The organism is Allosphingosinicella sp., assembly GCF_036570505.1.
Lineage (GTDB): Bacteria > Pseudomonadota > Alphaproteobacteria > Sphingomonadales > Sphingomonadaceae > Allosphingosinicella.
Genome location: NZ_DATCYB010000049.1, coordinates 77,345 through 84,933 on the forward strand (window position 1 = coordinate 77,345; position 7,589 = coordinate 84,933).

The following is a 7,589-nucleotide window of genomic DNA, read 5'->3' on the forward strand; positions in this document are numbered from 1 at the left end:
TAATATCGTAGCGCATCGATCATGCTGGAAATAGTGGCCGATGGTCGCGGCGACGTAGTTTTACGACGAGCGTTCCGCAGGCTCCATGCCATACAGGTATCTCTAGACGAATTCCCGGCTAATCTCGTCCGAGAGCCCTACCGACGTAAGGGCGCACTTCGCAATTCTCCATTCGTAGGCGGGACCATGGTCCGATCACGGGCACTAATCGGGCTATCCACGCCGTTGGCGTCCACGAGGTCGTGTCGCCCGCCAGAATCAATGTCACCGGATTGGGTGCGCGCGCCTCGGCTGCATTTGCTATCCGTCGAGCCGTCGATCGGTCGGTCCGGCTAGGATTTGCGACGGTGGCACCAGGATGAGTATGCCAGTCGCCGAGATAGGTTTCGATGCCTTTGGTTTGCAAATACCGGTGTGAAATCCAGGTTTCCTGATACTCCGGGTCGGGTTTGAACCGGTGGCTTAGATGCACAGCGTCCGGACCAGGGCCTGATGCGGCGCTTATGACGACCTCACGGGCATTCGCCCAGTAACCGGCGAGGATACCTCCGGTCTCGAGCGGCTCCTTGGCGTCTGCTTCGCCCATCATGAAAAGCCAGGCGTCGGCGCTTAGCCAAACTAGCGGCTGTCTGCGCATGTGCATTCACGCCGTCGCGGAATAGTAATGGGTTCCCAGTGGGGCGGTACGCGTCGGCCGGCATTGTCACGCAGGTGCAGAACGGCTGCATCCCAGTCGTTGCGCGGATAGCCGTCATTGCCGCCGAGCAGACCTGCCGCCACACGCACGAGCTCCAGGCTGATTTCTGTCAAATCGAACGAGCTGCCGGTGAACGTCGGCTCTGCACATCCTGGCGGTTGGACCTCACCTTGGGGATCAGCCGGCGGCAAGGCAGCTCCGGAGTCGCCGTAAAGCGCGTGACGGAAACACATCCAGCAGGGTGAGGCAGGCTCAAATCGGGCGACAATCCCGCCCCAAGCGCCTGGGGTCGCATTGGCGATGAGGTAGGGCAAGCCACGCACGCGGGCGAATTCCGATAAGAAGTGATTGACGCCCATTTCGGCAGTGCAGTCGATCATGAGGTGCTGCCCCTCAATTAGCTGTTCCATGCGTTCGCCTTGGCGTTGGGCTACGCCCGGATCGACAGCTGCGCCTATGCGGATCTCCTCAATCTGAATGGCCGTCCAAGGATATTCGGCGGCCAATCGTTCCTTTATGACCGAAACCTTCTTTTCGCCGAAAGCGGTCAGGCCATAGGCCCAACGCCGAACTGTGGCGGGCTCTACGATGTCGTGGTCGACGAGAGTAAGCTTGCCAAGTCCGGCTCGCGCGAGCTCGATCGCAGCTGGCGCGCCTATGGCGCCAAGGCCGAAGAAGATCACAGATGTATCGGAGAGTGTTGCAGCAGCCGGCATACGTGCAGCGAGATCCGTCGGACCGGCGCGAGCCGCTCTCACAAAGGATCCGGTAATCGATCGGGGAAGCCCTTTTTTGCGCCTACTGCCGACCCACTGCATGACGGCCCATCCGTCACCAAACTCTTGATGCTGCACCTCTTCTGGAAAAAGCACAGCGCCCAGCGCGACGTGGCGCCGAGGCGGCCAGCGGGCTTCGTCCATTAACCAGTCCCACTGTTCGCCCAACTCCTCCTTGAAGAGGTTGATGTCACCAAGAATTGGAGCTGCACGGCGCAGCCACCTGCCGCGAACGGTTTCGGGGAATCCTTCCAGCGGTTTGCCTTCCCACCTGGCCAGCGCTTTGCCGTCAGATGATCTGATCTCGGCCACGTAACCTTGGATTTTCAAGGGCAGGGCGCCGTCGTGAGGAAGAAGGCGGCATCTGGCTGAGAAGGAACCCTCTTGGACCTGCGCTGGGATGGACCAGCGCCCGTCGAACAGGAGATATGAACCGACGGGTGAGTCCGAATTATAGTATTCGCTCGCTGGCTCACCTTGGGGCTCCTCCACTTCTGCAAGCGGCTCCGCATCCCCCGTCCTCGCGTAATCAAGCAGATGCGGCATCTGGAGCTTTAGGATGTCGGCCAGCGTCTCTTCGGCGTACCAACGGCTGGTCCGCCGGCCAATCAAGCAAAGGTTGCCGCCGATCGGATTTTGATGTCGTCCGAGCTTCAGGTCTGCGCTGCGAACTTCGGGTCTGAAGAAGGGAAAAAAGTCGGGGTAGGTCGCAACTAGCTTTACAGGGGGATTATCGGGATAGACCAAGAGAAGGCGGAGGACGCCCGCTTCACGGGCACCCTCATCTACCTCGACAGCAACGCCCGCAGCTTCGAGCGCCTCTATCTCTCGTTCGAGAAGCGCTGCATCACGCTCAAACCATGGCCGCACCGATCAGCCGACTTCTCGGTCCTTGGGAGGACGAGGAGGGTTTTCGGGGCGTGGAACGTCTGGCGGACCAGGCGGTACATCAGGGCGTCCCGGTCGATCCGGATGTTGCGGATGTGGTGGACGTGCCATTCTATTCTCCCTGGTGGTGAATTTGGCTGGACCTTAACAGCTAGGCGCTCGGAGCACAAATAGGGAACGGCAGCGGTCGACAAGGCAGCCTTGGCGGTTGCGGGCACAAGGCGCATCGCCTCCATCCGGGGGTGAACCAAGCCTGAGTGGCGTTGATCGTGTTCGACTGAAGCCAGTTTCTGAACTCGGCGATTTCTGTTAGCTAGCATATACATGTATAGAAGAAGTGGTGTCGCCGGGAGGCGAGGGGGGACGAATTCCAATGGCAACGGCAGCACGCGCAGGTAGGTTTGACATTAACGAACGAGCCCCAGAGCCCCGATATGTCGCGATCAAGCAGTATGTGCTGCACGCGATAAGCAGCGGCGAATTGAAGCCAGGAGATAGGCTGCAGTCCGAGGCCGAACTGGTTCAACAGTTCGGCGTGTCTCGGATGACGGCGAGCCGAGCTCTTCGCGAACTCCAGAACGCCGGCATCGTTGTCCGTTTGCCAGGTGTTGGATCTTTCATCGCGGAGCCGCCCCGCCAAGGTCATATCATTGAGATACGCAATATCGCCGATGAGATCCGCTCACGTGGGCATGAATATCATGCGAGGGTGGTTCAGAACGTTGGCGAAAAGGCCAATCGAAAGACGGCATCGCTATTGGGAGTGGCAGTCGGCACACCGATCTTCCATTCCCTGATAGTGCACCACGAAGCTGGCCTGCCGATCCAGCTCGAAGAGCGGCTCGTTCTCGCCTCAGCCGCTCCCGGCTATGGCAAGATGGATTTCTCCCAGACGACGCCGAACGAATATCTTGTCAAGATCGCCCCGCTCGAGAGAGTGGACCATACAGTGCGAGCGTTGATGCCTGATGCCAAAGCTTGCGAGCTTCTTCACATGAAGGATGGCGAGCCGGCCCTCCTTTTGATCCGACAGACGTGGAGTAGGTCCAGGCTCGTGTCTTATGCGCGCCTTATCCACCCCGGCTCTAGGTTCGAATTCAGCGACACGTTCACGGTCGACTGACCCTGGCAACCGGCCGGCACCTGCCGGAGACGTATCACGTAGCGGTGTTTTGAATCCGCGCGGCGGGCATTCTCCACCGTCTACTCTTGTCACTGTACCGCCGTATATATAGACATGTCTATACAGGCTGCTCGCTGCCCTCGCGCAACGGGCGCTTCTAAACGGTGAGGGTTACGAGAGACGATGTCCACGGGCGGCTCCCAAGGAATCGGGCCTCCGGGGCCTCCAGACGAAACAGGGTGGCGGACCAAGCTTTTGCTGCTCCGCCTACAGAGGAGAAGTCGATTGGCTCGTAGTGATGACCTTCCCAATCGTCGGGTTGTGAAGGCTCCCCGTGGTACGGAGTTGTCAGCAAAGTCTTGGCTGACGGAAGCCCCCCTCCGCATGCTGATGAACAACTTGGATCCCGAGGTCGCCGAGCGGCCTGAGGATTTGGTCGTTTATGGGGGCATCGGAAAGGCCGCCCGCAATTGGGAGGCGTTCGAGCGCATCGTCTCTACCTTGAAGCGCCTTGAGAGCGACGAGACGCTGCTCGTCCAGTCGGGAAAGCCGGTCGGCGTCTTCAGGACTCATGCCGACGCGCCCCGCGTGCTCATCGCCAACTCCAACCTGGTGCCGCACTGGGCGACCTGGGACAAGTTCAACGAACTCGATCGTGCCGGACTGATGATGTATGGGCAGATGACTGCCGGCTCATGGATCTACATCGGCAGCCAAGGCATCGTGCAGGGCACGTACGAGACTTTCGTGGAGATGGGCCGGAAGCATTTCGGCGGCGATCTCTCCGGTAGGTGGATCCTAACGTCCGGCCTTGGCGGGATGGGCGGCGCCCAGCCGCTGGCGGCCAGTCTTGCAGGCGCCGCTTCGCTATCGATCGAATGCCAGCAGTCGCGGATCGAGAAGCGGCTTGAGACCCGCTACCTCGACGTCGCGGTAGACACACTTGATGATGCCATGCTGCTTATCGAGGAAGCGGTAGAGCAGAAGCGGCCACTATCAGTCGGGCTTTTGGGCAACGCGGCGGAAATCCTGCCGGAGTTGGTCAGGCGCAATATCCGCCCGGATATCGTGACCGACCAGACCTCCGCACATGATGTTGTGAACGGCTATCTTCCGGCCGGCTGGATGGTCAGCGAGTGGGAGGGCAAGCGGATTAGCGATCCGAAGGCGGTTGAGAAGGCCGCCCGTGCTTCGATCGCGACCCACGTCTCGGCCATGCTCGACTGGTGGCGCATGGGCGTTCCAGTGGTCGACTATGGCAACAATATCCGCCAGGTAGCCAAGGAAGAAGGTGTCGAGGACGCGTTCGCGTTCCCCGGCTTTGTGCCAGCCTATATCCGTCCCCTTTTCTGTCGTGGGGTCGGCCCGTTCCGCTGGGTCGCCCTCTCGGGGGATCCCGACGACATCTACAAGACCGACGAGGCGGTGAAGGCGCTCCTGCCCGATGATGCTCATCTTCACAATTGGCTGGACAGGGCCCGTGAACGGATTGCTTTCCAGGGCCTGCCGGCTCGCATCTGCTGGGTGGGGCTCGGCGATCGTCACCGGATCGGCTTGAAGTTCAACGAGATGGTCGCCTCGGGTGAACTCAAGGGCCCGATCGTGATCGGGCGCGATCATCTGGACTCGGGCTCCGTCGCCAGCCCCAACCGGGAAACGGAAGCCATGCAGGACGGCTCCGACGCCGTTTCGGACTGGCCGCTGCTCAATGCCCTCCTCAACACGGCGAGCGGCGCCACCTGGGTGTCGCTCCACCATGGCGGTGGTGTCGGCATGGGCTTCTCGCAACATTCCGGCATGGTCATCGTCTGCGATGGCACAGAGGACGCCGCCCGTCGCCTCGAGCGGGTGCTATGGAACGATCCCGCCACCGGCGTCATGCGTCACGCCGATGCGGGCTATGAGACCGCTCTCGATTGCGCTCGCGAAAAGGGTCTGGACCTGCCCTCGGTGGCTAGCCGCCAATGAAGACCGTTCATCTGGCTGAGCAGCCTGTCGATCTCGCGACACTGCGGAGCGTCTGGTCTGCGCCGGTCCTGGTCAGCCTCTCCGAGGAGCGGTGGCGGACGGTCGATGCGAGCGCTGAGGTCGTCGCGAAGCTGATCGAAGACGGCGAGACCGCCTATGGCATCAATACCGGTTTTGGGCTGCTCGCCAGCACCCGCATCGACACCAGCCAACTCGAGCAGCTGCAGCTCAATCTCGTCCTCAGCCACGCCGCCGGCGTCGGCGATCCATTGCCCGAGGATATCGTTCGGCTGATCATCTTCCTGAAGGTTGTCGGCCTATCTCGCGGCGCTTCGGGCGTTCGGCGCGACGTCGTGCATGCTCTCATCGGCCTGCTCGACAATCAGGTGACACCGCTCGTGCCAGCCAAGGGATCCGTGGGCGCCTCCGGGGATCTCGCACCTCTAGCACACATTGCAGCCACGCTGATCGGCATCGGCGAGGCCACGATCGCGGGCGTCAGGATGCCGGCCGCCGACGCACTCCGGCGTGTCGGGCTCAAACCCCTTACCCTCGGCCCGAAGGAAGGGCTCGCTCTCCTGAACGGAACCCAGGCTTCAACGGCGCTGGCGCTCGCCGGACTCTTTCAGGCGGAGAACGTCTTCGGCAGCGCCCTGATCGCCGGCGCCTTGTCCGTCGACGCCATGAAGGGTTCCGATGCGCCCTTCGATCCGCGCATCCATGAAATGCGCGGCCAAAAGGGGCAGATCGCCGTCGCCAGCACGCTCAAGAGCCTGCTCGAAGGGAGCGCCGTCCGGGCCAGCCACCTCACGGACGACAGCCGCGTGCAGGATCCCTATTCACTGCGCTGTCAGCCACAGGTGATGGGGGCTTGTCTCGACGTGATCGAGACTGTGGCGTCCACGCTTCTCATCGAGGCCAACGCTGTTAGTGACAATCCGCTGGTGTTCGCCGACAATGGAGACATCGTCTCGGGCGGGAATTTCCATGCGGAGCCGGTCGCGATCGCGGCCGATCACCTCGCCATCGCGCTCGCCGAGATCGGATCGATTTCGGAGCGGCGCACGGCCCTACTCGTCGATCCGAAGATGAGCGGCTTGCCGGCCTTTCTCGTTCGCGACAGCGGCGTCAATTCGGGCTTCATGATCGCGCAAGTGACGGCGGCCGCGCTGGTTTCGGAAAACAAGCAACTGGCTCACCCGGCGAGCGTCGATTCCATTCCGACCTCGGCCAACCAGGAAGACCATGTCTCCATGGCCACGCATGGCAGTCGGCGACTGCTGGACATGGCGGCAAACGCAGCTGCGGTAGTCGGCGTGGAGCTCCTCTCGGCCGCCCAAGGCCTCGATTTCCACCGGCCGCTGCAAAGCTCGGCCGTGCTTGAAGAAGCCCATACCGTCGTCCGCACCTTCGCCGAACACTGGGCGACCGATCGCTATATCGCTCCCGAGTTGGCGGCGGCATCCGAGTGCGTCCTGTCGGGCCGTTTGGTCGCGCCCGTGTCCCATCTGCTGCCATCCCAAAAGGTCTGAGCGCCGCTCCTCCACGACATCGTCCACTGGACGGTCAACGGCGTTCGCTCCAACTAAAGAGGCGCCCGTTGTAGGGGTAACGGGCGCCTCAGCGGCAGCAATAGGGACGTGATCGCTGCCGGTTTGATGTGCGTCAGGCCTTTTCCCGACCGAGGATCCAGCGAAACTCGCGCCGCCTGAAGCTCTTGAACAGCAGGTAGAAGCCGGTGAAAGAAAGCCACAGCGCGCTGAAGCCCGCGAAGATGATCAGCGGATGGTTGAAGCTCGTCCGGTTCACATAGTCCATGTTGTGGAGCATCCAGACGAAATCCCAGACCCGCCACGTATCGGAGCGGTCGACGAGCGGCTGGCCGGTTTCGGCGGAGACATAGCTGCTGCTATTGTCTTCATTCGCGAAATCGACTCTCCACATCGACCCCGAAAAATCCCGCGCCTCCAGGTTGGGCTCTTGAAGGAAAGTGACCTGCCTCACGGGAGCCTCGTGGTGATAGGCCGAGCGGGCGATCTCCGTTGCGAGCCGCTCGTCGATCGCCACCGGATCACCGGTTCGCGCGTCGAGGAGGCGCAAGCTGCCGCCGCTGCGAACTTCATAGATGGGCCGGTCG

5 protein-coding genes and 1 pseudogene are annotated in these 7,589 nt (G+C 61.6%); 3 read left to right on the forward strand and 3 right to left on the reverse strand.

Annotated features, from left to right (window positions below):
• Nucleotides 1-118 precede the first annotated feature (118 nt).
• On the reverse strand, nucleotides 119-643 hold the full coding sequence (locus VIR62_RS04945) for a Mov34/MPN/PAD-1 family protein (RefSeq protein WP_431869186.1): 525 nt from the start codon (nucleotides 641-643) through the stop codon (nucleotides 119-121).
• The gene (locus VIR62_RS04950; RefSeq protein WP_431869188.1) at nucleotides 619-2,343 is read right to left on the reverse strand and encodes a ThiF family adenylyltransferase; all 1,725 of its coding nucleotides are present in this window, start codon (nucleotides 2,341-2,343) and stop codon (nucleotides 619-621) included. Before VIR62_RS04950 ends, VIR62_RS04945 begins: the two co-directional genes overlap by 25 nt.
• A gap of 391 nt (nucleotides 2,344-2,734) precedes the next feature.
• On the opposite strand from VIR62_RS04950, the gene hutC reads away from it, so the two are divergent.
• The 3 genes from hutC to hutH all read left to right on the forward strand — a co-directional run bounded on the left by hutC (nucleotide 2,735) and on the right by hutH (nucleotide 6,984).
• A complete protein-coding gene (hutC, locus tag VIR62_RS04955; protein ID WP_431869189.1) occupies nucleotides 2,735-3,484 on the forward strand; it encodes a histidine utilization repressor in 750 nt (249 codons plus the stop codon).
• A 285-nt stretch (nucleotides 3,485-3,769) separates the two neighbouring features.
• Nucleotides 3,770-5,452 carry a urocanate hydratase gene (hutU, locus tag VIR62_RS04960; protein WP_431869191.1) on the forward strand — a complete coding sequence of 561 codons (1,683 nt, stop codon included), beginning with the start codon at nucleotides 3,770-3,772 and terminating at the stop codon, nucleotides 5,450-5,452.
• Nucleotides 5,449-6,984 carry a histidine ammonia-lyase gene (hutH, locus tag VIR62_RS04965; RefSeq protein WP_431869193.1) on the forward strand — a complete coding sequence of 512 codons (1,536 nt, stop codon included), beginning with the start codon at nucleotides 5,449-5,451 and terminating at the stop codon, nucleotides 6,982-6,984. The genes hutU and hutH overlap by 4 nt, the downstream gene beginning before the upstream one ends.
• Nucleotides 6,985-7,117: 133 nt before the next feature.
• Here the strand turns inward: hutH and VIR62_RS04970 are convergent.
• Nucleotides 7,118-7,589, reverse strand: a pseudogene (locus tag VIR62_RS04970) (PepSY domain-containing protein); the annotation flags it as partial.

Bases quoted from the DNA above. Each gene is read 5' to 3' on its own strand.
- VIR62_RS04945 (WP_431869186.1), bottom strand. From the start codon at position 643: ATGCACATGCGCAGACAGCCGCTAGTTTGGCTAAGCGCCGACGCCTGG.
- hutC (WP_431869189.1), top strand. From the start codon at position 2,735: ATGGCAACGGCAGCACGCGCAGGTAGGTTTGACATTAACGAACGAGCC.
- hutH (WP_431869193.1), top strand. From the start codon at position 5,449: ATGAAGACCGTTCATCTGGCTGAGCAGCCTGTCGATCTCGCGACACTG.